At 62.0% G+C, this 24,394-nt stretch carries 28 protein-coding genes; 11 read left to right on the top strand and 17 right to left on the bottom strand.

The window, feature by feature from the left end; genetic code table 11:
• Positions 1-38 precede the first annotated feature (38 nt).
• From NMAG_RS03465 to NMAG_RS03455, 3 genes are all read right to left on the bottom strand, one after another.
• Entirely contained in the window at positions 39-1,031 is a 993-nt protein-coding gene (locus tag NMAG_RS03465; RefSeq protein ID WP_004216498.1) for a DNA-methyltransferase, read from the bottom strand.
• A 192-nt stretch (positions 1,032-1,223) separates the two neighbouring features.
• The gene (locus NMAG_RS03460) at positions 1,224-1,514 is read right to left on the bottom strand and encodes a hypothetical protein (protein WP_004216497.1); all 291 of its coding nucleotides are present in this window, start codon (positions 1,512-1,514) and stop codon (positions 1,224-1,226) included.
• A gap of 155 nt (positions 1,515-1,669) precedes the next feature.
• On the bottom strand, positions 1,670-2,509 hold the full coding sequence (locus NMAG_RS03455; protein ID WP_004216496.1) for a hypothetical protein: 840 nt from the start codon (positions 2,507-2,509) through the stop codon (positions 1,670-1,672).
• Between the two features lie 341 nt (positions 2,510-2,850).
• Between NMAG_RS03455 and rbcL the strand changes: the two genes are divergently transcribed.
• Positions 2,851-4,107: a type III ribulose-bisphosphate carboxylase gene (gene rbcL, locus NMAG_RS03450; protein WP_004216495.1), complete on the top strand. Its 1,257-nt coding sequence runs from the start codon at positions 2,851-2,853 to the stop codon at positions 4,105-4,107.
• Between the two features lie 88 nt (positions 4,108-4,195).
• A complete protein-coding gene (locus tag NMAG_RS03445; RefSeq protein WP_004216494.1) occupies positions 4,196-5,431 on the top strand; it encodes an aminotransferase class I/II-fold pyridoxal phosphate-dependent enzyme in 1,236 nt (411 codons plus the stop codon).
• A 98-nt stretch (positions 5,432-5,529) separates the two neighbouring features.
• On the opposite strand, the gene NMAG_RS03440 is transcribed toward NMAG_RS03445, so the two are convergent.
• The 4 genes from NMAG_RS03440 to NMAG_RS03425 form a co-directional block, all read right to left on the bottom strand.
• Positions 5,530-6,264 (bottom strand): DUF3592 domain-containing protein, encoded by a 735-nt coding sequence (locus tag NMAG_RS03440; protein WP_004216493.1) that lies wholly within the window; start codon positions 6,262-6,264, stop codon positions 5,530-5,532.
• Between the two features lie 159 nt (positions 6,265-6,423).
• Positions 6,424-7,968 carry a replication factor C large subunit gene (locus NMAG_RS03435; RefSeq protein WP_004216491.1) on the bottom strand — a complete coding sequence of 515 codons (1,545 nt, stop codon included), beginning with the start codon at positions 7,966-7,968 and terminating at the stop codon, positions 6,424-6,426.
• 42 nt (positions 7,969-8,010) lie between these two features.
• Positions 8,011-8,385, bottom strand: a complete 375-nt coding sequence (locus tag NMAG_RS03430) for a PIN domain-containing protein (RefSeq protein ID WP_004216489.1) — start codon at positions 8,383-8,385, stop codon at positions 8,011-8,013.
• On the bottom strand, positions 8,386-8,616 hold the full coding sequence (locus NMAG_RS03425; protein WP_004216487.1) for an AbrB/MazE/SpoVT family DNA-binding domain-containing protein: 231 nt from the start codon (positions 8,614-8,616) through the stop codon (positions 8,386-8,388).
• Positions 8,617-8,659: 43 nt separating this feature from the next.
• On the opposite strand from NMAG_RS03425, the gene NMAG_RS03420 reads away from it, so the two are divergent.
• Positions 8,660-9,337, top strand: a complete 678-nt coding sequence (locus tag NMAG_RS03420; protein WP_004216486.1) for a hypothetical protein — start codon at positions 8,660-8,662, stop codon at positions 9,335-9,337.
• Between the two features lie 61 nt (positions 9,338-9,398).
• Entirely contained in the window at positions 9,399-10,154 is a 756-nt protein-coding gene (locus NMAG_RS03415; protein WP_004216485.1) for a competence/damage-inducible protein A, read from the top strand.
• 15 nt (positions 10,155-10,169) lie between these two features.
• Here the strand turns inward: NMAG_RS03415 and NMAG_RS03410 are convergent, their stop codons facing one another.
• Both NMAG_RS03410 and NMAG_RS03405 read right to left on the bottom strand, forming a co-directional pair.
• Entirely contained in the window at positions 10,170-10,445 is a 276-nt protein-coding gene (locus NMAG_RS03410) for a DUF7521 family protein (protein ID WP_004216484.1), read from the bottom strand.
• Between the two features lie 321 nt (positions 10,446-10,766).
• Positions 10,767-11,117, bottom strand: a complete 351-nt coding sequence (locus tag NMAG_RS03405) for an ArsR/SmtB family transcription factor (protein WP_004216483.1) — start codon at positions 11,115-11,117, stop codon at positions 10,767-10,769.
• 240 nt (positions 11,118-11,357) lie between these two features.
• On the opposite strand from NMAG_RS03405, the gene NMAG_RS03400 reads away from it, so the two are divergent.
• From NMAG_RS03400 to NMAG_RS03390, 3 genes are all read left to right on the top strand, one after another.
• Positions 11,358-11,558: a DUF7835 family putative zinc beta-ribbon protein gene (locus NMAG_RS03400; RefSeq protein ID WP_004216482.1), complete on the top strand. Its 201-nt coding sequence runs from the start codon at positions 11,358-11,360 to the stop codon at positions 11,556-11,558.
• A 163-nt stretch (positions 11,559-11,721) separates the two neighbouring features.
• Positions 11,722-12,432 (top strand): helix-turn-helix domain-containing protein, encoded by a 711-nt coding sequence (locus NMAG_RS03395; RefSeq protein WP_004216481.1) that lies wholly within the window; start codon positions 11,722-11,724, stop codon positions 12,430-12,432.
• Positions 12,433-12,444: 12 nt separating this feature from the next.
• Entirely contained in the window at positions 12,445-12,645 is a 201-nt protein-coding gene (locus NMAG_RS03390) for a hypothetical protein (RefSeq protein WP_004216480.1), read from the top strand.
• A 48-nt stretch (positions 12,646-12,693) separates the two neighbouring features.
• On the opposite strand, the gene NMAG_RS22395 is transcribed toward NMAG_RS03390, so the two are convergent.
• The 6 genes from NMAG_RS22395 to NMAG_RS03360 form a co-directional block, all read right to left on the bottom strand.
• Entirely contained in the window at positions 12,694-13,251 is a 558-nt protein-coding gene (locus NMAG_RS22395; protein WP_237076835.1) for an MSCRAMM family adhesin SdrC, read from the bottom strand.
• 162 nt (positions 13,252-13,413) lie between these two features.
• Positions 13,414-13,908 carry a hypothetical protein gene (locus NMAG_RS22390; RefSeq protein ID WP_004216477.1) on the bottom strand — a complete coding sequence of 165 codons (495 nt, stop codon included), beginning with the start codon at positions 13,906-13,908 and terminating at the stop codon, positions 13,414-13,416.
• Positions 13,909-14,207: 299 nt separating this feature from the next.
• Positions 14,208-14,594: a glycine cleavage system protein GcvH gene (gene gcvH / locus NMAG_RS03375; RefSeq protein ID WP_004216475.1), complete on the bottom strand. Its 387-nt coding sequence runs from the start codon at positions 14,592-14,594 to the stop codon at positions 14,208-14,210.
• Positions 14,595-14,661: 67 nt separating this feature from the next.
• The gene (gcvT, locus tag NMAG_RS03370; protein WP_004216474.1) at positions 14,662-15,759 is read right to left on the bottom strand and encodes a glycine cleavage system aminomethyltransferase GcvT; all 1,098 of its coding nucleotides are present in this window, start codon (positions 15,757-15,759) and stop codon (positions 14,662-14,664) included.
• A 344-nt stretch (positions 15,760-16,103) separates the two neighbouring features.
• Positions 16,104-17,729: a halolysin-like extracellular serine protease Nep gene (nep, locus tag NMAG_RS03365; protein ID WP_004216473.1), complete on the bottom strand. Its 1,626-nt coding sequence runs from the start codon at positions 17,727-17,729 to the stop codon at positions 16,104-16,106.
• 419 nt (positions 17,730-18,148) lie between these two features.
• Positions 18,149-20,200, bottom strand: coding sequence for a S8 family serine peptidase (locus tag NMAG_RS03360; RefSeq protein WP_004216472.1), 2,052 nt, complete (start codon positions 20,198-20,200; stop codon positions 18,149-18,151).
• A gap of 531 nt (positions 20,201-20,731) precedes the next feature.
• Here NMAG_RS03360 and NMAG_RS03355 point away from each other — a divergent pair.
• Together NMAG_RS03355 and NMAG_RS03350 are read left to right on the top strand one after the other, a co-directional pair.
• Positions 20,732-21,196, top strand: coding sequence for an NYN domain-containing protein (locus tag NMAG_RS03355; RefSeq protein ID WP_004216471.1), 465 nt, complete (start codon positions 20,732-20,734; stop codon positions 21,194-21,196).
• 53 nt (positions 21,197-21,249) lie between these two features.
• The gene (locus NMAG_RS03350; RefSeq protein WP_004216470.1) at positions 21,250-22,032 is read left to right on the top strand and encodes an alpha/beta fold hydrolase; all 783 of its coding nucleotides are present in this window, start codon (positions 21,250-21,252) and stop codon (positions 22,030-22,032) included.
• 84 nt (positions 22,033-22,116) lie between these two features.
• On the opposite strand, the gene NMAG_RS03345 is transcribed toward NMAG_RS03350, so the two are convergent.
• Complete coding sequence (locus NMAG_RS03345; RefSeq protein WP_004216469.1) at positions 22,117-22,419, bottom strand: hypothetical protein; 303 nt, start codon at positions 22,417-22,419, stop codon at positions 22,117-22,119.
• Between the two features lie 85 nt (positions 22,420-22,504).
• On the opposite strand from NMAG_RS03345, the gene NMAG_RS03340 reads away from it, so the two are divergent.
• Entirely contained in the window at positions 22,505-23,077 is a 573-nt protein-coding gene (locus NMAG_RS03340; RefSeq protein ID WP_004216468.1) for a hypothetical protein, read from the top strand.
• A 91-nt stretch (positions 23,078-23,168) separates the two neighbouring features.
• Here NMAG_RS03340 and panB read toward each other — a convergent pair whose 3' ends face one another.
• The gene (panB, locus tag NMAG_RS03335) at positions 23,169-23,981 is read right to left on the bottom strand and encodes a 3-methyl-2-oxobutanoate hydroxymethyltransferase (protein ID WP_004216466.1); all 813 of its coding nucleotides are present in this window, start codon (positions 23,979-23,981) and stop codon (positions 23,169-23,171) included.
• Between the two features lie 170 nt (positions 23,982-24,151).
• On the opposite strand from panB, the gene NMAG_RS03330 reads away from it, so the two are divergent.
• Positions 24,152-24,385, top strand: a complete 234-nt coding sequence (locus tag NMAG_RS03330) for a DUF5822 domain-containing protein (protein WP_004216464.1) — start codon at positions 24,152-24,154, stop codon at positions 24,383-24,385.
• Positions 24,386-24,394: the final 9 nt, after the last annotated feature.

The raw sequence follows: 24,394 nt of genomic DNA, 5'->3' as shown, positions 1-24,394 counted from the left end.
CGTTCGACTCCCGTTCGTGTGTTCGCACGACACTGTCACTATCGAGACGTCTCCACCGACACGTTCCGATAATTCGTCAGCGTCCCTCGCTCGCGTTCGACCCGCCGCTTCGCGATCTCGAAGTACTCCTCCTCGAGTTCGACCGAAATCGAGTCGCGGCCACAGCGGGTCGCGCCGACGGCGGTCGAGCCGGAACCGGCGAACGGATCGAGGACGGTGTCGGTGACGAACGAGAACATCCTGATAAGTCGTTCGGCGAGCGTTGCGGGGTAGGGCGCGGGGTGGTCGGTCTGTGCTTCGCCGGTGATGTCGGTCCAGAGCTGGCGGAACATCGTCTGATGGCGGTCGGCCTCGATCAGGCTCAGCACGCGCTCTGCGACCGTCGGCGAGCGGTAGTCCCCGGGTTTGCGAAAGAGCAGAATGTACTCGATATCGTTTTTGATGACGGCACCGGGTTCGTACGGTTTGCCGAGAAAGCGAGCGTTGCCGCCGGCTTCGAGACTCGAGTTGCCAATCTTGTACCAGATGATCGGCGCGAGGTTGTCGAAGCCGATATCGGTACAGCGCTCCTGAATGGTGGCGTGCAGCGGGAGCACGCGGTGGCGGCCGTAGTCACTGCGCGAGCGGAGCACGTCGCCGACGACGATACACATACGGCCGCCGGGGACGAGCTTTTCGTAGCACTGCTCCCAGACGCGGTCGATTTCGTCGTTGAACGCCTCGTAGCCCTCGATGTCGCCTAGCTGGTTCTCGCCACCGGTGCCGTTCTCGTAGTCTTTAATATCGAAGTACGGCGGCGAGGTGACGACGAGTTCGATGCTCTCCTCGGGCACCATCGACAGATCCCGCGCGTCGCCGCGGTGGAGTTCGTGGTGTGACGGCAGCGCGTTGACGGCCTGATCGATCTCCCCCATTCGTCCCCTGTCCCGTGCGAGTTCGGGAAGTGCGGACTTTAGCTCACCGTCAGTGAACTCGAGTAGGTCCGCGCAGCTGTCGGGGACGAACTCCCGCAAATCCACGTCTGTACTCATTAGCTACCAATGGAGACCCACCCCGTGTCAAAGCTGCGTTTGTCATCGTGAGCGTGTTCTCGCTCTCTGCGCACTCGCTCGTCACCGCCCCGCTCTTGACCCACTCCGGTGAAAAGAGTCGCAGGCTCGATCAGCTGGATTCGGTTTTTCGGTCTCCGGCCTCCGGTCTCGAGTGTCGCCGTCGACGTCGAGCTATCCTGCTGCGAGTTCGCGGCGGCCGATGACCAGCCCCGCGATAAACGCGAGGACGACGACACCGATCACGAAGCCGTCGACGAGACCAAATCCGTCGTAGGGTGAGGACGTCGCAACCAGTCGCGTCACCTGCATCAGTGCGACGACGAGAAACGCGAGACCGAACAGCGACGAGGTTGCAACCCAGGCACCGCGTCGCACCGCCGTCACCGACTCGTCCGCGTCTGTGAAGCTCCGTTCTGTGGGCTCTTCTGGTGGTTCGGGCGTCGTTCGGTATTCTTTCCCCATGGTAGCACGCCCCACTCGAGTACGTAAAGGTGTATCCGGTTATCACACTAGATGTCAACGACTAGCCGTTACCACCTGCCTCTCCAGGGGCAGGGTGTGGGTAGTGGCGAGCGTCGTGCGGGGCGTCGAGTCGACACGAGAGTGCCCGATAGCGATTAAAAGAGGTTGCCGACGGTCGCGCGGAGGCGGGTGAGGACGCCGTCGGTGTCAGTGTCGGTGTCGGCGTCAGTGTCGGTGTCGGTGTCGTCGCTACTCTCGTTGTCTACCAATTCGTCGACACCACGCTCGTCGTCCGTCTCGTCGCTAGCGCGGTCCGTACTCGGATCGTCGGTAACCGCCGGGGAGTCAATAGGCGCGTCGTCAGCGACCGCATGTGCATCGACCGATCCGTCTGTGTCGGGCGTATCCGATTCTGGTTCGGTTTCTGTTGGTGCTCCGGTCTCAGATTCGGGACCAGATTCAGATTCGGATTCGGATTCTGTCTCCACTTCCGACTCCTCCTCTGTCTCGCTGTCCTCCGCTGCGTCGCCCGTTTCGACCCAGAGGAACTCCTGTTCTTTCGTTCGACCCGTGAGCAACAGTTCCTCGAGTTCCCCTTCGTCTGCGAGGAGGTCCTCGAGGTCGTCGTCAGGATGCTCAGTAGGTTCCTCGTCAGCGCTTGCGATGATGTCGTCCGGACTGTCGTCGTCGAGGACGTCGTCGACGGCAGTCTCGTCATCGCTTTTGAGTTGACCGAAAACGGAGGCTGCGGTCTGGTCGGCGACGCCGTCGCTGACCGCACTGGTTGTCCCAGTCTCGGTTTCGTCGGACTCACTGGTCTCCCCAGTTCCCCCAGCTTCATCGTCGCTGGCCTCGCTGGTGTCTCCAGCCTCGTCGCCATCGACTGTCGGTTCGTCGAACACGTCGTCGGTCATCTCACCGAAGAGATCCGTCCCGCGTCCGCCGACATCGACGCCGCCATTCCCCGCGTTGTCGTCGATTGTACTATCGGTCATGCACGCTCACATTCACAATGTATTATAACAGCTAATTAATTTTTGCAATTTTTCCTGTCACGTTCGACACGAGACGTACTGTATTAGTGTACTGGCCGTTCTCGCCCGGACTGTGGTGGTGGGGTGGACGAATGATCACTTTTCATTTCGTCCGTGTCGACACCGACCGCTAGGCGGCTACCCCAAACACTCGAGATTCGACTCAGTGACAGGTGGCTAAACCGGTCATGGGGCCGATAGCGGTAGTGAAACCACCCGTTCCTGTGGTCACACAGCTCGACTTCAACCAGCGAAATCCGCGCAAACACTATTAGTCGGCGCGAAGAATGTCAAAGACTACCATGACTGGCATCGAGTACGACGATTTCCTCGACCGCGAGTACAACCCTGATTCGACTGACCTCGTCTGTACCTTCCGCATCGATCCGGCCGAAGACATGTCGATGGAGGCCGCCGCGAGTCGCGTCGCTTCGGAGTCTTCGAACGGCACCTGGGCCGCCCTGCACGTCGACGAGGACGAACTGACCCATCTCGGCGCAGTCGCCTACGGGATCGATGGCGACGAGATTACCGTCGCCTACCCCGCGGAACTGTTCGAGGCGGGCAGTATGCCACAGATCCTCTCCTGTATTGCGGGGAACATTATGGGTATGAAAGCCGTCGACGCAATCCGACTTGAGGACTGCAAGTGGCCCGAGTCGATTACGTCGGGCTTCCCCGGCCCGCAGTTCGGCACGAGCGTTGCCCGCGAGAAACTCGACGCTGGTGACCGGCCGATTCTGGCGACGGTCCCGAAACCCAAGGTAGGCCTCTCGACGGACGCCCACGTTCGCGTCGGCGAGGAGGCCTGGCGCGGCGGCGTCGACCTGTTGAAGGACGACGAGAACCTCACTGACCAGGACTTCAACCCGTTCGAGGACCGCCTCGCAGAGAGTCTCGCCGCTCGCGACCGCGTCGAGGAGGACGTCGGCGAGCGCAAGGACTACCTCGTGAACGTTACGGCGGAGACGAACGAAATGCTAGAGCGCGTCGACCTCGTCGACGAACACGGCGGGGGTTTTGTGATGGTCGACATCATCACCTGCGGCTGGTCGGCCGTCCAGAGCGTTCGCGACCGGTGTGAGAAACACGGACTCGCGATTCACGCCCACCGGGCCATGCACGCCGCCTTCGACCGCATGGACCACCACGGCGTCTCGATGCGCGTCATCGCACAGATTTCCCGCCTCTGCGGCGTCGATCACATCCACACCGGCACCGCTGGCCTCGGCAAACTCGCAAACGAGGACACGCCGGGAATCAACGACTGGCTCCACGGCAACTGTCACGGGCTAAATCCCGTCCTCCCCGTCGCCTCCGGCGGCCTCCACCCCGGCGTCGTCGACCAACTCATCGACGCGCTCGGCACCGATATCTGCGTTCAGGCCGGGGGCGGCATCCACGGTCACCCCGACGGCACCCACGCCGGCGCGAAAGCGCTCCGGCAGGCCACCGACGCGAGTCTCGACGGCGTCCCACTTGAAGAGTACGCACAGGATCCTGCACACGCCGAACTCGCGACCGCACTCAAGAAGTGGGGCGCTGAAACGCCGCGATAGGGAGGAACGCATCGCGCCGATCGTGACAGGAACCCTATGGAAACGGAACCGTGAGAGTAAAACCACGCCACGGACTCCCTTCAGGCGAATGGAAGACTGCGACCGCGGGTTCGACCTCGAGGCCCGGCTGGGATCACTCGAGGAACGCGCGCAAAAACGGACGCTCTCCCCCGTCGATCGGGTCGCCGAGCGCGGGTACTTCGCAGACGCCGCCGGCGGTGACCTGCCGGTGCTCGACACCGATGAAGCGCTCGTCTTCTCCTCGAACAACTACCTCGGGCTGACAGACGACCAGCGGGTGCAGGACGCGGCCCGACAGGCCGCCGCCACCGTCGGTACTGGTGCCGGTGCGAGCCGTATCATCACCGGCGATACCATGGTCCACCACGATCTGGAGCGCCTGCTCGCCGAAACCAAGGGTACCGAGCGCGCGCTCGCGTTCTCCTCCGGCTACGCCGCGAACGTCGGCACGATCACCGCACTCGAGCCGGACGTTATTTTCTCCGACGAACGCAACCACGCGAGCCTCATCGACGGCTGCCGACTCGCCGACTGCGAGACCATCGTCTACGACCACTGCGATCCGGCGAGTCTGCGCGATGCACTCGAGTCCCGTGCCGCAGTTGCTGACAGCACGAATGCGGACGCGGGCACCGAAGACGAATCCTGGCTCATCGTCACGGACACCGTCTTCAGCGTCGACGGCACCGTCGCCCCGCTCTCGGCAATCTGCGACCTGGCCGAGGAGTTCGGCGCGTGGGTAATGGTCGACGAGGCCCACGCAACCGGTCTCTACGCGGACGGCGGCGGCGTCGTGCAGGCGGAGGGGCTCGAGGACCGGGTTCACATCCAGATGGGAACGCTCTCGAAGGCGCTCGCGAGCCAGGGCGGCTACGTCGCCGGCAGCGACGCGCTCATCGAGAGTCTGCTCAACGAGGCCCGCTCGTTCGCCTTCTCGACCGGTCTCGCACCGACGGCGGCCGCGGCCGCGAGCGAGGCACTCCACCTCGCACGCCACAGTGAGGCGCGCGAACAGCTCTGGGAGAACGTCGCGCATCTTCGGGACGGACTCGAGACGATGGGATTCTCGATCCCAGGTGAGTCCCAGATTCTCCCAGTGATTGTCGGTGACCAGCGAGACGCGCTCGCGTTCGCGGACGGGCTTCGCGCCCGCGGGATCGTCGTCCCGCCGATTCGGCCGCCTGCGGTGCCGGAAGGCGAGAGTCGACTCCGCGTCGCGCCGATCGCGACTCACGACCGCGACGACATTATTACGTGTCTGGAGTCGTTCCGGACGGTCGGCTCTGAACTCGGGTTGTTGTAGCAGCCGTTGGGTGTGTCGGCTGGCTTCGGTCACGGCCCTCGTTCCCCGCCCGTTCTCGCTCAGCGTTTCTCTACACGAGAGTTACCCACTTTCCTGTGCTACTGCCACTTTGTCTGCTGGTCCCGATCCCCGTTTTTGTCCTCTGCCCAAGCCTCTACTTTATCGTCGTCCTCGCCATTATCCCCTCCCGTCCCTACCTGTCCCTTCACAACCATACTACCACCAGCGAGCACAAAGAGCACACCGACGCCCATCCAGAGGAAGGGGCTATTCGACTCTTCAGTCTCGAGAAACGCCGTTTCGGGCTCGCTCGGATCGAGATACGCCGTCACCTGTTCACCTTCTGGGTACTCCGCAACGATCGACTGGGCTGCCGACCGACTCGAGTGCCCGCTGCGAGAGTCACTCGCGTGGAGATTCGAACTGGTGTACGTCGACTCCTCGTAGCTGTATTCAAATTCGACGACGGGGTAGTACGTGGAACCGCTACTGCCGCTGCTTGAACTTCGTCGGTCGACGTCCGTCTCGACGATTTCGGCGTCGACCTCGACTGCGTTCTCGAGGCGCTCCTCCTGGGTGGTGTAGTCGGAGTAACCGAGCCAGATGACGCCGGCACCGACGAGGAGTAACAGGAGTGCTTTCCGAAGATTTGGTTTCGTTGTGGTATCGCTCTGGTTCTCGCTCCCGGTGTCGATGCCGGTCTCGGTCTCAGTCTCGCTGCCAATAACGTCTTCCTCACCGGTGCCTGCTGTGAAGCTGTCAGCGTCGTTGGCACCTGTTGTGGGGGCGTCGTCATCACGATCACCTGTTGTGCAGTCGTTCTTGTCGGTCATGGACCTGCTCGTGCGGAACGGGGCCAGGGCGGTACCCACCGAGCCGAACCGCGATTATGACGACGTGTCCACGGGTGACGTATAGGTCTTTCTACACCTCACAGAAGTGGGATTGTTGTCACTGGAGACGCTATAGACGGCCAAGTTGGACGAGGTTGATCAGAAGAAGTCGTTCAGGCCGGACTGATCGTCGTCGGTCTCGTCTGGGGAACCCGTTTCGGCAGGTTCGTCATCCGGTTCTTCGCTGGACGAACCGGTCCCGTCTTCACCCGCAGAGACGAGCGTTTCCTGTCCTTGTCCCTGTCCCTGGCCATCGCTGGCTGCCTGGGACGCCTCGTCGTCGGCCAGCGACTCCGCGTCCGTCGCCGCTGTTGAATCGCTGTCCGAATCGGACGTATCGAAGAACGCAGAGCCGGAGTGTTCGACCGTCTGCTCGGTGAGCAGCTCTTCGGCGTCCTCAACAATCGACTGGACCTTGTTGGTGCTCTTTCCACTTCCCGTCACGAACGAGACCTCCTTCTCGTCGAGTTCGTACGCCGCGGCCATTTGCACGGTCAGGTCCCGATTCTTGCAGTGGTGAGTCATTGCCGAGAGGAACGGCATGATCTCTCGGCGGGCGGTCCCGACACTCGTCCCCTCGCGCTCGGCGATCCGCTCGGCGATTGCGTCGCGTGTCTTGCGCGTGCCCTTGCTGCTGCCGAGTTTCCGCCAGTAGCTCGGTGGTCCGTACCGGGTCCAGCCGCCTTTCGGCTCGCGGCGGGAGGCCGCGACGCCGGCAGTCATGTTGTCCGAGGCGTAGCGCCAGAACGAGTAGTTCTGCGTCGAGCGAACCCGACCCAGCCAGCGGTCGGCGTTCGCGAGGAACTCGTAGGCGTCCGCCAGTTCAGCACCCTGGTAGTCCTTGGGGACGTTATCTTCGATCCAGTTCAGCATCTCGTCTGGATTCTCGTCGACGTCGTAGGACGCTTTGAGTGCTCCTTCGGCGTCTTCTTCCTTGATGAGCGTGTCCAGAAAGTCGAAGATGCCTTCCGTTGTGTCACGGTCACCAGTCACCACGTCGTCGACGGTCAGTCGCTCGGCTTCCTCGGCGACTGCCTGGAGGTCGTTGACCGCGGAACGAAGGTCGCCGCTCGTGTCTTCGGCGATCTTCTGCAGGGCGTCGTCCTCGAACTCGATGTCCTCGCGGCGGCAGATATCCCGCAAAACGGGGACGATCGAGCGCTTCGAAACGTCGCGGAACTCGATCGTCTCGCAGGCGTTGCGGAGGCTCTGGCTCATGTCGTAGAACTCGTTGGCCACGAGCACTATCGGCTGGTTTGCGCTCTTGACGACGCGGGTGACCTCCCGTGAGCCGCCGTAGTCGGCGTTGCCGTGGAAGTTGTCCGCTTCGTCCAGAATGACCAGCCGTCGGCCCGACTCGCCGCCGGTGAGTGTCCCGCTCTTTGCGGCCTCGCCGGCGATGCGCTCGATGACGTCGGCTCCGCGGCTGTCGCTGGCGTTGAGTTCCATCACGGGCCATCCCAGATCGTTCGCCAGCGCGTGGGCGGCCGAGGTCTTCCCGACGCCGGGGCTCCCGTGGACGATCACCGCGTCCTGATGGTCGTCCCAGGTCTCGGCCCACTCTTTGAGTTTGTCACGGGCCTTGTTGTTCCCGCGTACCTCCGACAGCGTCGTCGGGCGGTACGTCTCGGTCCAGTCGCTCATTGATGGCTATTGGAAGGAGTCGCGTTTAGGGATTGCGGAGCATCACTCTTCGGCGACCGTTTTCAGGTCGAGTCGGGAAGTTACGTCTGCGTACGTGTCGTCAGTCGAGACGATCGTCTCACCGCTCGATTCGACGAGGTGGAGCGCATCGTACGGCGTGAACCCGTGGTCTTCGACGTACGTTGCTGCGGCGACGACGGTGTCTACGTCACCGCGTACCTCGACGAGGTTGGCGGCGTTCGAAACGACGCGTTCGGTGTCTCGGTCCTCCCGGTAGGCGACCATCAGGAGTTCGATGAGCGTGAACTGAGAGGTCCACAGTTCGTCCTGGTGCGCGCGATACACTGTCTCGGCAGCATCTCCGAGCCAGTCCTCGTCCTTGATGAGCGCCAGTAGAAAGTCGGTTTCTGCGTACATCTATCGGTTGGCCTCGTCGAGGACTAGATCTCGTGCACCGTCGCGAAGTTCGTCGGCCGACTTCTCAACATCCTCGAATTCGTCTCGGAGCGCCTCGAGTGGGTCCTCGGCAACTGGTACGAGCTTGATTCCGTCGTGAAGCTGCACGATGTGGTAGCGTTCGCCGTACCGTTCTCGAATCTCCTTTGGGAGTGTGAGACGGCCGCGGTCGTCAAGCGCTACGTCTGACATACCTCGGTGTGCGGTGGGCGAAAGTAAAAACGTTCCCCGATATATGTGGTTACCCATTCTACAACCACTCACCGGTCTTCTCTGCTGGCTCACAGCGCCGATTCTCGTTGCGCTGCTGTCGCCCGTCCGCCAGCCAACCGACGCTGAACGAGCGCGTCTCGCAGACGTACTCGAGTCCGCGGCGCTCGAGCCACACTCCGTCCGCGTTCGCGTCGTCGACTCCGACATCCAGTTCCTGACGACTCGCCTCGCCGGGCCGCCACGGTACCGAGTACTGTTCGTCTCGCGGGCGGCACTCGAGTCACTCGACGACGAGGCCCTCACGGCACTGGTCGTCGCGCGGCGTGAGCAAAAACGCTGTTACAGTACGTTGGTCGTGATGTCGCCGCTTCTCGGTGCAGCTGTAGGCTTCCTTCTCGCGTTCTTCCGCGGCGCGGTTGCTGTCGGTGTGGTCTTCGCACTCAGTATGGTCCTGCTTGGATGGGCCGGGACCAGACGGCTGCGGTTCTACACCGACAGGCAGGCTGGCGACGAAGTCGGCGCTGCCGTCCTCGCGGATGCCATCGAGCACGCTGTTAGGACGGGTGGGTTCGCTCACGATACTGACCCCGGTCGTGAGTGGTTCTCTCCAAACCCGTCGTTCGGCGCGCGAATCGAACGGCTACGCGCACGGCCGGACGCGACTGATACCGGCGGAGCTAGCGGTGCTACTACGTCGTAGTGACGACCGCCCACGCAAGCCAAGCCGCGGACGCTAACTAAATCGAGCCCGAACCGTCGGTATGAACGTCGCACTCCTCACCGTCGGCGACGAACTCCTCGCCGGGCAGACGACGAACACCAACGCCTCCTGGCTCGCCGCCCGGCTCAGCGAGCGCGGCGCGACCGTCAGGCGCATTCTGACGGTGCCCGACGACCGCGAACTCATCGCGAGCACCGTTGCCCGCTGGCACGACAACCCCGAGTTCGACGCGATCATCGTCACCGGCGGCATCGGCGGCACGCCCGACGACGTCACCGTTCCCGCGGTGGCCGACGGCCTCGACCGCGAGTTCGTCGTTTTCGAGGAGATTTACGACCGACTGCGCGAGAAAGCCGCCGCGTTCCGGGAGGAAAACCCGGACCTGGTCGCCGACTACGACCTCCAACTCGACCTCGAGGCTGCCGCCTCGCTCCCCGAGGGTGCAACACCCATCGTCGTCGACGAGGGCTGGGCCCCCGGCTGCGTCGTCGACGGCGTCTACGTCTTCGCCGGCATCCCCGACGAAATGCGCGCGATGTTCGACACCGTCGTCGACGAGTTCTCCGGCGAGGCCATCGCGCGGACGATCTACACCCCCGCTCCCGAGGGCTCGCTGCACGACGTACTCGAGTCCGTCACGAACGAGTTCGACGTCAGTGTTGGGAGCTATCCGCGCAGCGAGCAGCGACCAGGGCGGATTCGGGTCACGGGAACGACCGAGGAATCGGTCGACGCGGCGGTATCGTGGGTCGAGTCGCGTGTCGAGACAGTAGAACCAGCGTTCGAGTCGGAGTGATTTGGCGGTGTTTGGCTACCGGTACAGCGAGACGTACAGCATGCCGAAGCCGACGATGAACGGTATCGTTTCGACGATGTAGAACGCCGTTGCGGCCGATGGGAGCTGTGACGTAATCGTCGTCAGGGCAACGCCCATACTGAGGAAGGCGAAGCCGATGAACGCCGACTCGAGTCGTTTCGATTGACTCTTCGTGTACGATTGAAAGCTGATGAGGGTGAGTCCGAGTGCCAGTGCAAAGACGGTCAGTTGCATCAGCATGAGGACCCCTTCTGCGAGTGCGTCGAGCATTAGTGGAGATCACCTGATTGACAGAGAGTTGGGTGGTGGGATTGTAGTGGTTTTGGCAGGTGTGTCGGTGCAATCGGTCGTGTAGCGAGGGATGTGTCGGTTCCTAGCATGAATATGATGGCCGCTGTGTCCGTATTCGTGGCGAGAAGTGTGGTGAGAAGTGGAGCGCTCCATCGGTTGAGCCGTTTTCGGTGCGGATCTCGTTCCGATGTGCCGTCAGCGGTGTCGGCACCGTCTCAGTTCCCATCGTCACCGGCCTCATCTGCAGCGTCTGCAGTATCGGTGGCAGTGGTTTCGCCGCCATCGACTGTCCAATCGCCACTACTGGACACCGAGTTCGTCCCACAGGCGCGTAAACCGGTCGGGGAGGTTTTCCTCTCGGAAGATCCGAACGTCGTATTCGTCGTCTTCCAGCGAGATGACCGTGCTGTTGAAGTTACAGGTATATTCCTTGTAGTGGTTGCCGTCATCGGCGACGAGCGTGCGGTCTTTGATCAGTTCGTTCTCTTTGAGAACGTCGAGACGACGGTAAATCGTTGGTTGCGAGAGGTCGAGCCGTTCTGAGAGCTCCTTCGCTGAGCCCGGCTCGCGGCTGATCGAGGCGAGTATGGTGCGCGCATGCTCGTCCCCGATCGTATCGAGAATTTCCTCGATGGAGGACTCCTCATTCATGTCTCACTCGTTGCGCGAGTTACAGCAAAAGGCTTTCCCAGTCAGGCCGACCTTCTCCATCCGTTATATTTTTATTGGCCGAAACGTATTGGCTAGTACTGACACGGATCGTGCCTATGTCAGAATGGAATAATATACTCTTGCCGGTTTTCTCACTTCCTGAAAATACCTATATATACCTCTTTTCTCTGTCCGAATTCGCTGAACGGGATATATCACCTGTAGGTGAGATGCGCAGGTATGGCAACGACTGATGGTGTGTCAAACGGGATGACCGAGCCGTGTGAGGTTTGCGGAATTGACACGTTACACGAAGTTTCTGTGCAGCTCGTTACTGAAGGCGGCGAAGGAGCCAACGCGCGCTATTCGCGCGAACCGTACCGCGTTCGCGAGTGCCAGCGCTGTGGTAACCGAGAGAGCAAGCGAATGAACAACGCATAATCGACACACGAACCGAACCGCGAAGTACCTACCAAACCAACTGCATAACCAACTGCGCAATCACCTGCGCAATCAACTGCATAACAAACTGCATTTTCCGCTGCCGGCGCTCGCTTTCAGCGCGCTTCGGTAGCTACTTGGGTACCCCATCCGACCGACGAGTATGGGCGGACGCGGGCCGAAACGCGAACTCGCTGAGAAGATCGCCGGCGAAATTACGCTGAGTGACGACCCCGGAGCGACACTCCGCAAGTGGCGCACCGACTTCGACGTCTCCCAGACCGACCTCGCGGCCGAACTCGAGGTCTCCTCTTCGGTGATCTCCGACTACGAGAGCGGCCGCCGCGAGAGCCCCGGCATCGGCGTCGTTGGCCGACTCGTCGAGGGACTCCTCACGATTGACGAGCGCCGCGGCGGCGACCGCATTCGGCAGTACGGCCGGGTGCTCTCTGCCGGCTTCGACAGCGACGTCGTTCTCGACCTGCGCGAGTACGCGAGTTCGGTCCCCCTCTCAGAACTCTACGACGACGTCGGCGCGACGGAGGTCGCCTCCGGCGGCACGGATCGAATCAGCGGCCACACCGTCATCGACAGCATCGAGGCAATTACCAGACTCTCCAGCGAGGAATTCTTCCGCCTCTACGGCCAGAGCACCAACCGCGTCCTCGTCTTTACCGGCGTCACCCGCGGCGAAGCGACCGCCGTCGCCCTGCGCGTGCTCAACCCGACGCCGAACGCCGTTATCCTCCACGGTATCGACGAAGACGACCTCTGGCCCCACGCTGCCGACCTCGCACGCATCGACGGCTACTCGCTCGCCGTGACGACGACCCCGCTCGAGGACCTCCTCGACGAACTGGTTGGACTCGAGTAACCCAACTCCAGTATGGATCGAACGGAACAGTGGACGGCCGCGCTGGCGGGCTGCTATCTGGCAACGCTCGGACTCGTGTATGTTCTGGATGATCCGAGAGCCTGGCTGCTCTGGGCGGTTGGCATGGTGGTTGTCTCCGGCGCGGTGCTGATTGCGTTCAACCGGACGACCCCGGCCGAGGACGGCAGCGCGGCCGACCGCGAAGCAGAGTGAGTGGTGTCAGGGAGTGATTGCTCTGACCGCTCTGATCGCTTTGATCGCTCACCAGGTGAGTGTCATCCACCACAGTGCTGCGCTGCCAGCGGCGACCGCTGTTGCTCCCCAGCACAATCCGCGAGCGGCCGTTCCGCGATACCACGCCCGGGCGAGTGCGGTCCGTTCGGGCCCGCTCTCGATGAACAGTTCTGTCGACGGGTTCCGGGCTGCGATGACGAGTGAAGATGTGTCCGACTCTGTGGACGCTGTTGGAGCGTCCTCTGTGGTATCACGGAAATCTGCATTTGCATCCACATCCGCCTCCGCATCCACATCCGCCTCCGCATCCACATCCGCCTCCGCCTCCACATCCACATCCGCCTTCACATCCACGCCCGCACCCCCATCGACCGCCTGCGACCGCGCAATACCCACGACCGTCACGTCAGCACCCGGCTCGAGTACCGTCTCGTGATACGTCCGGTCCCGGCCCCGGTCGACGTCGTCGACGTACCGCGCGTCCTGCAACCACGTCGTGAGACGGTCCGGCGGCGTCTCCGACGCCTGGACCTGTGTCGTGGTCGACTCGAGTGCAATCGTTGCGTGGGCGGGATCGACGCGGATCGTCCCGGAGCCGTCTTCGAGTGTGAACGGGACGTGATCGCAGTCGAGTTGTGATGAGGTGTGTCGAGCTGTCAGGCCGAGCAGAGCCGTGGGCGAGTTGGTGAGGCGTGAACTGAGTGAGTGCGATGTCGTTGTTTCAGTGTCGGTTGCTGTAAGCCGGTACTAGACGGCAGCAGTCCCTGTCAGGGGTGCGCTGAGAGGGCTGGTACCAGTATTCGTCTCCGAAACTACTGTTCCTGAAACGCTGACGAGCCCATCGTCGATGTCGCCGATAGCCGTCGATTCTGCTCGCCGGAGTCGGTAGCTGGTGAGAGCGGCGACGATCCCGCCAACGAACAGGTAGAAGCCACCGCCAATGGCGATTCCTCCGAGCACCGTCACGAAGAACGCACCACGAGCGGTCCCTGAATCCGCTGCCCCCGGCCAGAACGGATAGCCCCCGACTGCGAACGGCAGCCAGACGACGAGCGTCGCGAGCAGGAGCGTCCCGGCGTACAGTCGCGTTCCGAGGGAGAACCGTCGGCCCGCCCAGCGACCACCGGACTCCAGGTCTGGGTTCGACCTGTTGGCATGGATTGCAAGTGCAACGAAAACCGCCCAGACGTGCCCGAGAAGGACGAGTGCGACTATGTCGAGCCCGCTGATGGGAGGAGTCATGGATCGAGGACGGAGGTGATGAACAGTAGAGCGTGAACACGCCGGCCGGACAGAGTCACTGCTGTTTGCCTGTCAGGAAGACACCGGTTGCGGTTGCGGTTGCGGTATCGGTATCGGTATTGGTATTGGTACCCGTACCGGGACTGGCACCGGGGCTGACACTGGCACTGGCACTGACACTGACACTGACACTGGCACCACCCACTGCGAGATGACCAGTGTCGAGTGGCTTGTAGCATACGCTGTCGTGAAGGCATGAGAGGACAGTAATCGACCTCAACCGCCTCGTCGGGCCGCGATTAAGCGACCTGGGCTTCGTACTCGTCGGCCGAGAGCAGATTCGCGAGTTCGTCCGTGTCGGCGGGATCGATCTCGAGCATCCAGCCGTCGCCGAACGGGTCGTCGTTGACGAGTTCCGGCGCATTGAACAACTCCTCGTTGATGGCGACGACCTCGCCGCCGACGGGGGCATAGAGGTCAGAGACTGCCTTGATGGACTCGATAACGCCGAACTCGGCTTCCTGTGAGAGGTCGTCCCCTTCGTCGGGAAGTTCGACGAAGACAACGTCGCCGAGTTCGTCCTGTGCAAAGTCGGTGATGCCGACGCGGACGGTATCGTCGTCGGTTTCGAGTGCCCATTCGTGCGATTCGAGATATTGTCGGTCGTCGGGAATGTCGAAGCTCATGTGTATGGTGGTAGTGGTGGTGTGTCTCGTCTGTGATCCGCTATCTCCGTCTGCGTGTAGCCGGTACTTAAACCGTATCGATGAACGGGATCGTTTCAACTCTTGCCTTTTTCGACTGGCCGCGCACGACCACCTGCAGGGTCGTCCCCGGATCTGCGTACTCACTCGGGACGTAGCCAAGTCCGATCGGCTGGTCGAGCGTCGGACTCATCGTCCCGCTGGTGACGGTGCCGATAACGCGGCCGTCCATGTTCGTGATGTCGTAGCCGTGGCGCGGGATTCCGCGGTCGATCAGTTGGAAGCCGACGAGTTCCTCGTCGAATCCGTCCTCACGCGCGGCTTCGAGCGCGTCACGGCCAACAAACTCGGTGTCGAGTGCGACAGTAAATCCGATGCCTGTCTCGTATGGTGTCCGCGGATTGGATTCGAGGTCGAAGTCCTGACCAGCAAGTAGCAGGCCGGCTTCGATTCGGAGCGTGTCTCGCGCACCGAGGCCACAGGGCTGACAGTCGAACTGCGCCCAGATGTCCTCGGCCTCGCTGGCGGGCACGATCAGTTCGAAGCCGTCCTCACCGGTGTACCCCGTCCGAGCGGTCCAGCACTCGACGCCGTCGACGGTTGCCATCGTCGCTGTAAACCGGTCGACGTCAGTGAGTGACTCGTCGGTGACTTCGTCGACGAGGTCGGGTGCGTTCGGACCCTGGACGGCGAACATGGCGTACTCGTCGGTCTGATTGTCGACGGTCGCTTCGAGGTCGAACTCGTTGCGGTAGCTGATCCACCGTTCGTGGGTCGCTTCGTCGGTGCCAGCGTTCGGGACGAACAGGTAGGTCGCCTCGCCATTCTCGTCCGGGAGGCGGTAGACGACCGTGTCGTCGATGATCAGTCCGTCTTCGTCCGTAATCGTCGCGTACTGGGAGTCGCCGACGTCGAGTCGGGTGACGTCGTTGGAGGTCAGCCGTTGCATCAACGTCGTCGCGTCCGGACCAGTAACGTGAATCTGGCCCATATGCGAGACGTCGAAGATGCCAACGTCCTCCCGAACGGCCGCGTGTTCCGTTTGAATCGAGTCGAACTCGACCGGCATATCCCAGCCGCCAAACTCCGTAAACTTGGCACCACGTTCGTCGTGAATCCCACGCAAAGGCGGCGTCTGAAGCGGCATACTCGGCAGGACACGCCGGGGATAGTAAGGTCTTTTGTGATCTCCCTGTCACGAGCACTCGAGACAAAAAACAGGAGACGTCGCCGAGGTGGGTCAGGCTGCGCTGGTGTGACTACCGCCCTGACGGCCACCAACCCACAGACCTGGCCGTCCGTTCCGGATCAACTCGAGGTAGCATGGTGTGAACGATGTCTGACTGCTGGTGTGGCTGGTGTGGCTGGTGTAGCTGGTGTTGTCGTTGTGGTCGCTGTGATCGATATGGTGCGTGCTGGTGTCGCAGCGTCGGTGGCTGGTACTCGAGTGGAACGTGGGCTAGTTGCGGGAAGTCCCGGCCGGGGACTCGGTTAGGAGCCCAGTTCTTCGATGGTGAGCGTGTAGGAACCGCTGCCGTCGTAGCGGTCGACGAGGATGCCGAGTTCCTCGTCGCCGTCTAAGTCGACCTCGATTTCTTCGTCCGCGCCCCAGTTGTACGAGCGGCGGTCGTAGTCGCTTGTCGTCGGCGTGCGGCCGTCGAGCGTCAGGAAGAGGTCAAAGGTGGCACCTGACGATGGGCCGTCGAGTGTGACGGTTGCGTGACACGGGTTGTCCGTCGACAGTTCGTAGCTGTAGGTGTCACTCGGGTTGCCGCCCCAGCCGCCGCTAAGTTCGCCGTCGGCGGTTGCGGTGTTCGTCTCGTCACCACATTCTCCGTCACCTGGATCGTCCTCGTCGTCGTCATCGTCATCATCGTCGTCACCGTTGTCTGGATCCGTAGTGACGGCCAGTTCGGCGTCCACTCGGCCATATCCTTGCTCGTCGTCGGAGAGGCCGATGTCAACGGCGGTGTCGTGGAGATGGTCCCGGAGTTCGTCGTTCGAGAGCCCTGGATGGGCCGACAGTGCAAGCCCAGCGACACCGGCGGCAACTGGTGATGCCATCGAGGTTCCCGACAGCGAGTCATAGTCGTCCCAGTTGACTGCCGAAAGGACGTTTCCACCGGGTGCGGCGAGCTCGATCTCCGGCCCGACGTTCGAGAACGACGAGAGCGTTTCTCCCTCATCGAGCGAGGAGACAGCCATGACGCTGTCGTAGGCCGCCGGGTAGGAGACGCTGCCGCCGTGGTCGTTCCCTGCTGCGGCAACGAGCAGGGTTCCTTCGTCGTAGGCGTACTGGCAGGCGTTGTCGAGCGTCTCACTGAAGCCACCACCACCGAGAGACATGTTGATGATATCTGCACCCTGGTCTGCAGACCACTGAATTGCGTCGGCGATGTCTGAAAGTGACCCACCGCCACCGTCGCCGAGCGCGCGTGCTGAAAGCATCGAACAGTTGCTGATGCCGGCGTGTCCAGTGTCGTTGTTGGTCCCGCCAGCGGCGATTCCGCCGACGTGTGTCCCGTGATTTTCACCGGCACTGACTGGGTACGGGTCACCGTCATCGTCGACGAAGTCGTATCCGTAGTCAGAAACGCTGCCGTCCATGTTCTCCGCGAGGTTCTCGTGGTCGTACTGGATCCCCTGGTCGACGACTGAAATGACGACGTCGTCATCGCCGTAGGTCTCCGCCCAGGCACCCTCACAGTTGACCTGCTGTGGCGCGTACTGCTGGCCGTACATCGGGTCGTTCGGGACTTCCAGGGTCTCGTAGGTTGCGTTGTCCTCTGCGTACTCGATGTCGTCCTCCTGGAGAACGTTCCGTTTGAAATTCTCGCGTGCCTGCTCGGCAGCGTTGCTCGGGAACTTGACTGCAACGTAGCCGAGGGTCTCGTTCGTGTGGACAATTTCCGCGTTCGTCGGAATCTTCGATTCGACCGTCGCCTCGGTACTCGAGACGCGTTCGGAAACGCCGACGATGATTTCGTCCTTTTTGGGGCCGGGCTCGCGTCCCGGTGTTGCGCTGGCAACTCCCCCGAGTCCCAGGAAGGCCCCCAGTGCGCTTGCTGCTTTCAGTACTGATCGCCGCCCGACATTACTATTGGTATCACGTGTCATGATACGACGTAGAAAATACTGACTTTCTATTAAAATGTTATGAAACGATGTAGGATTTATTCTGCTAAATCTAGGCTTCTATTACACTTCTATAGTCTAATATCTTCAACCGATAGCCATTGGCAACGGCATTGAGCTGATACCTTCCTACTGAGTGGTAAACACACGCATTGTTTACAACTATGGTCGAAAATCCGGACTCAATTTGGACATGTGCTCGATTGTAGCGAAAAAGGGGGCTCCGGGAGACGAAGGGGGATCGACCTCTGGTGTCGAAAACGCACCTATTGTCACCCCACTCACCACACCACAGGGCGCTGTTTTACGGAGAATCAAGGAGCAAGCCTCTCCCTTCGGGGCGGGGAGGATGTCAAAGAGCGACCAACGGTGCGTCGATCAGTTTCCTCGTCCAGTCCCGATCAGTAGCCCTGTTCGACAATTTCGAGTTCGTACGTTCCACTCCCGCCCGTCGCAGTGATGAGAATCCGAACCGTGTCGTCGGACTCGAGGGCCGTCGTGAGTGACTGCGTGTCGCCGGTGGCGGTGGCAGACTCGTCGGCGTCCCACTGGGTCGGTCGCCGCCCGTCACGCGTCATGTAGAGTTCAACGTCGGCACCGGACGGTCCGTCGACGGTCAGCGTCAGTTCGCACGGGTTCTCCGTCTGCGGCGTGTATTGCCAGCGCGCGGTGTCGGGCCACCAGCCGCTGCCGTCGAGGTCGCCCTCGACGCGGGCGGTGTTGGTTTCGTCGCCACACTGTGGCTCGTCGGTCTCGTCGGTCTCGTCGCTCTCGTCTTCCTCTCCCCCGTCCGTTTCGTCCGTATCGTCGCCCGTCGTCTCCTCGATAACCTCCTCGGGTGATAGCCGCTCGCCGTCGAGTTCCACCCACATCACGTCTGGCTGGCCGACCTCGATCGAGGTGATCGCACCCTCGACGCTGAAGGCATCACCCTGTCCGCCGCCAGTCACGCCGCCGGCATGCCAGGTTTCGTCGTCTTCCTCGATGTAGTCCTCCGCGGCGTACGTGCCTCCCTCGATGGTGCCTCCGGAGGGCGTCTGTCCAGGGGCGGTCGTGAACTCGACCGGACCCGTCGCGGTGAATTCGTAGTCTGCAAACGATGCCTCTGGCTCGGTAACGAACGAGAGCAGATGACCGTCGGTGTCTGTCTCCTCGTCATCCTCGTCGTCCTCTTCATCCTCATCTGTGTCGCCATCTCGTTCATCTGGCCCGTCGTACCCCTCCGGCACTGTCGTGACTGCGTTCCCAGCATCGACGCGGCCAGCACCCTGTGCGGCTGACCTGAGGCCGACATCGACTGCTGTCTCCCGCAGGTGCTCGCGCAGCGCGCTACTCGAGAGCCCCGGATAGACAGACCGGACCAGTCCGGCGACGCCGGCGACGACGGGCGCGGCCGCCGATGTGCCGGAGATTCGGTCGTAGCCGTCGTTGAGCGTCGTCGAGAGGAGGTTCTGGCCGGGTGCGGCAAGATCGATCTCGGGGCCACGGTTCGAGAACGACGCGAGCCTGTCGCGCGACGTGAGCGCCGAGACGGCCAGCACGTCGTCGTATGCAGCCGGGTACATGACGCTGCCGCCGCTGTTGCCGGCCGCTGCGACGACGAGACAGCCCCGTTCGGTGGCGTACTCACAGGCGTTCTCGAGCGTCCACAGCCCGCTAGAACTTCCCAGCGAGAGGTTGATCACGTCGACTCCCTCGTCTGCTGCCCACTGAATTGCATCGGCAATGTCCGAAAGCGCACCCTGACCCTGCTCGTCGAGCGCGCGTGCGGCGAGCAGTGAGCAGTTGCTGATTCCCGCCTGTCCCGTTCCGTTCCCCGTTTCGCCGGCGGCGATGCCGGCAACGAGCGTCCCGTGCGTGTCGCCTCTCGAGAGTGGCCCGGGATCACTTCCCCGGCCGACGAAGACCTCGCCGATTCGATCGTCGACGTTTCCGGACAGGTTCTCGTGCTCGTATTCGACTCCCTGGTCGACGACTGCGATCGTGACGTCTTCGTCACCGAGCGTCTCTGCCCAGGCGTCCTCGCAGTTGACCTGCTGTGGCGCGTGCTGGCTGTCGTAGTACGGGTCGTTCGGCGTGTACAGCGACTGCAGCGTCGCGTTCTCCTCGACGTACTCGATTGCGTCGTTCGAGTCGAGCACGTCGCGAACGTGTTCGACCGCCTCCGATGGGAGTTCCGCCGGCACCTCGATGGCGACGTACTCGAGTTGCTCGTTCGAGTGAACGACCGTCGCATCGGCCGGCACCGCTTCGCGCGCTGTTCGTTCGGTACCGTTTGCTGAACTGCGGGCGTACTCGTCGTTGATCCCGACAAGCAGTTCTGTCTGTTTCGGCCCGGGGCTGCGACCGGGCGTGGCACTCGAGAGACCGGTGGCTCCGATCAGTCCACCGACGGCCCCAGCACCCCTGAGTATCGACCGACGACTTCGCGTATCGCGTCGTTCTGGTTGCATGCGATGAGAGTCATCTTTTCGTGAAAGTAGTAGAGTTTTATCGAACTCAGAATGATTTATTCTATATTTCTTACAAGCAATTTATGATTCTAGAAACATATGTTGTGTATAAGTGCTGCACAGGTGCAGGCGGTGGCTTATACCATGCAGAGTGGAGTGAGAAACAGAGACACTGTTTTCGCCCGACGGCGTCGGGGTGACTATCTGTCTCGATCAGAAGTACCAGCACAGACGGCCAGGGACCGATAGTATACTGTCGGACAAAAGTCAGTGAGAAGTCGGTCGGAAAGTCGCGGCCGTCACCTCGGGGACGGCCGCAGTAGCGCGACCGATCTTCGAATAGTTCTGTCCGGCAGTATAACAACTGCAACTCGTTACACACTGATCGCACAGCAGTCGTGCGATCAGGTGTGCATTGACTTGCAGTGGCTACTAGAACACACCCAGTGTGGCCGCGTTCTGCGGTGAACGCGAGCGGGAGTTCCGGGCGGTTTCGCTACACCTTTCCCGGACCCGTGGCTACCGATCGGTATGTTTGACCGCGTTCGCGCCCGTCTCGCTCCCGATACCGACTCCCACCGCGAGCCAGCCGTTGGGCTGTTCGTCGACGGGCCGAACGTCTTCCGCGACGAGTTCGACGTCGATCTCGACGACCTTCGGGACGTTGCCGGCGGCCTCGGACGCGTCGGCGTGATCAGGCTCTATCTCGACGAACACGCCACGCCAGGGCTCATTCAGGCGGCTGAAGCGCGCGGCTTCGAGGTCGTCATCACGAGCGGCGACGTCGACGTGAAACTGGCTGTCGACGCGACTGCGCTCTCGACCGACCAAACGATAGACACGCTCGCGATCGCCTCGCGCGATACCGACTTCAAACCCGTTCTGGAACACGCGGCGGCGCAGGGAATCGAGACGATCGCAATCGCACCCGGTTCTCACGGGCGCTCTGATGCGTTGCAAAACGCGGCAGATGAGGCGATAACGCTTGGTTCGTGAACTGACCTGACCCTGTCTGAGACTTTATACCCGCGCCGGTCGTGCAAAGAGGTATGGAGACGGTATCACACCAGGGCCGGGAGACGGCCTACGAGGTTTCTGATCGGGGTGGGGATGGACCGACGATCTGTTTTGTCCACGGAAGCGGCGGCACGCGAGCAGTCTGGAAATCCCAGCACCGCCTCGCGGATCAGTGTCCCGTCGTTACCCTCGATCTGAGTGGCCACGGCGACTCCGACAATATCGATGCGGGTGCCGGTTACACGACCCTCTCGGCCTACGCCGACGACGTCATCGCCGTCGCGACCGAAACCGACGCCGACGTCCTCGTCGGGAACTCACTCGGCGGTGCCGTCGTCATGCACATCCTCCTCGAACGCGGCGACGAGTACAGCCCCGATGCCGTCGTCCTCACCGGCACCGGTGCCCGCCTCGGCGTCCTCGAGGACCTCCGCAACTGGCTCGAAAACGACTTCGAGCGTGCCGTCGAATTCCTCCACGGCCCGGACTGTTTCTTCCACGATGCCGACAGCGACCTGGCGGCGTACTCGAGTGACCAGCTGCGCGCGTCCGAGCAGGCGGTTACACAGCGCGATTTCGAGACGTGCCATACGTTCGACGTGCGCGACGAACTCGGTGGGATCGACGTGCCGACGCTGGTTGTCTACGGCGAGCACGACAAGCTAACGCCGCCGCAGTATCACGAGTTTCTGGTGGAGGAGATCGACGATGCTCGGTCGGTCGAACTCGAGGACGCGGCACATATGGCGATGCTCGAACAGCCGGCGGCGTTCAACGAGGCGGTTCGTGAGTTCGTCGCGTCGACCGTGGAGTAGGCGGGAGAGCGCGGTACGCGGGGGTCGGATGGTATGGTATCGAAGCGGTTTTCGGATTAGTGAGGGCTGTGTCCAGCGGTCGAACTACTGCGTTCGGCGATCGATGCCGCGGAGGACACCACCAACCACAAGCAGTCCGACCGCGACCGAGACGATCGGTGTACCACACCGATTCACGCCGCCGTCCGGCGAGTACTCCAGCCAGAGCCACCGGTAGCCCTCGTACTCGAAGCCACCCGGCGGTCCGCCGACGTATCCAACGTCGGTGCAGGCTGAGAACGGAAGGACGGGTTGTGGGAGCAAAACCAGGGCGAGGACGATCGCAAGCGTCAGCATGCCGCCGATGAAGAGACAAGTCGAACTGACTGTTGTCACCAGACGCGACATACTGGCTCTTCGTGGCAGTTTGTCATCAGTATTGGTGTCTCCATCGATTAACAACAATTTTGTGAGACATGTATGTACTGAACATATGGCTGATCAGTCGCCGAGCGATGACCCGAACGAGAGAACAGGCGAGGAGAGCGACGAGAACGACGAGTGGAACCCCCGCCTCCCCAGTGACGTGCTCGCAGACACCTTCCTCCGGGCGGAAAACGGGCGGGTTATCACGTTCAACGTGCTCCTGTTCGCGACCATCGCGATCGGATTCGGTGTTCCACCAGTCCTGTACAACATCTTCGCCGGGTTCGGTGGTTCCTTCGGGATGGAAGGTGAAATCGAGAGCCTCCACATCGTGGTCGATGCGATCGGCTCTGCAATTTTGCTCGCACCCGTTGTGGCGACCCTGACCGGCGTCCTCACCGGGATTCAGTTCGACCAGCCGCCGTCCGCCGTTGGAACGCTCGGTGCCATCGGTGCAGTCGCCGGCTTCGTGGTGTTCTGTCTGCTCTTGTTCGTTCTCGGCTCACTCAGCGGCATGCCGTCGAACCCACTGCTCAGCGCGCTCACCGAGGATCTATTCTTTCCCGTCACGATGATCGTCGGAGTCGCGCTCGCTGCGTTCGGTGCGGCGGCTACCGCGAGTGCGTTTTCCCGACGCTAATGCGTTCGTCTGGAATACACTTCGACACCAGTCCGCTGTCATCGATATCCGCACCGATCATAAACACTCACGGCGACTCACGGCGACCCGCTCAGTAAATCTCGTCCAGATCCGCCGACTCGTGGCTGTGCTCGTCCGCCGGGAACGAGCCAGATTCGACCGCTTCGACGTAGTCACCCACAGCCGACTCCATCTCCTCACGAACCGAGCCAAACTGCTTCGCGAACGACGGCGACCACCCGCTCAGGCCGACTGCGTCGTCGACCACGAGCACCTGTCCATCACACTCGGGACCGGCACCGATCCCGATCGTCGGCGTCTCGAGTGCAGCCGTCACCTCGGCAGCGAGATTCGACGGGATGTGCTCGAGTACCAGCGCGAACGCGCCGGCCGCCTCGTGCTCGCGCGCGAGGTCGAGGATCTGCGCTGCAGCCGCCTGATCCGTCCCTTGCCGGGGGTAGCCGCCATACTGGTTGACGTGCTGTGGCGTCAGCCCGAGGTGGGCCATCACCGGAATCCCAAGCTGGACCAGCTTCTCGGTGAGGTCGACCGTGTGCGGACCGCACTCGAGTTTGACCGCATCAGCTCCTTCCTCTTTGAGCATGCGGCCGGCGTTTTCGATGCTCGTGGCCTCGTCGACGCCGAAGGAGAGAAACGGCATGTCGGCGACGACGAGTGCGTCGTCGGTTGCGCGGGTGACAGCGCCGACGTGGCGGGCCATGTCGTCGACGGTGACGGGGAGTGTGGTATCGTGGCCGAGCGACGTGTTGCCGAGGCTATCGCCGACGAGGATGATGTCGACACCGGCGTCGTCGACGATATCGGCGGTCGGCGCGTCGTAGGCGGTCAGCATCGTGATCGGTTCGTCGCCTGCCTTGGCGGTCACGTCCCGGACAGTGGTCATGCGTACGTTCGTGTTCGCGTTCGAATAGTAAACAGCACCGTTCTTCATCTGTCCATAACGGACCGACGCCCCGTCAATCTGTGTGCGTAATGCCCCACTCAACAGCAGGTTATAGCCACTGTGAGCGGTGAGTCGCGACGCTTAAGGGGGCAGGGTGGGGAATTCAAACCGTGCCAGACCCCGTCGAAACCACCACGCCCGACGGCGTCGATTACGGGTGGGTGATGCAGATGACGTTCGTCCTTACGATCCTGATCGGGGCACCGATCGTCGCGTTGCTTTCGCTGAACGTAGAGCTGCCGACGTGGGGGTCGCGAGCCGAGTTTGCGATCCGCGTCGGTGCAGTCATCTGGCTGGTCGTCTCGATTTCGGTATTTCTGTACGCGAAGCGCGCACAACGCTAACGTCACCAC

It is taken from the genome of Natrialba magadii ATCC 43099 (genome assembly GCF_000025625.1).
GTDB classification, from domain to species: Archaea; Halobacteriota; Halobacteria; order Halobacteriales; family Natrialbaceae; genus Natrialba; species Natrialba magadii.
The sequence above is the reverse complement of the archived record's forward strand: the minus strand, read 5'-3'. Positions and strand labels throughout refer to the sequence as shown.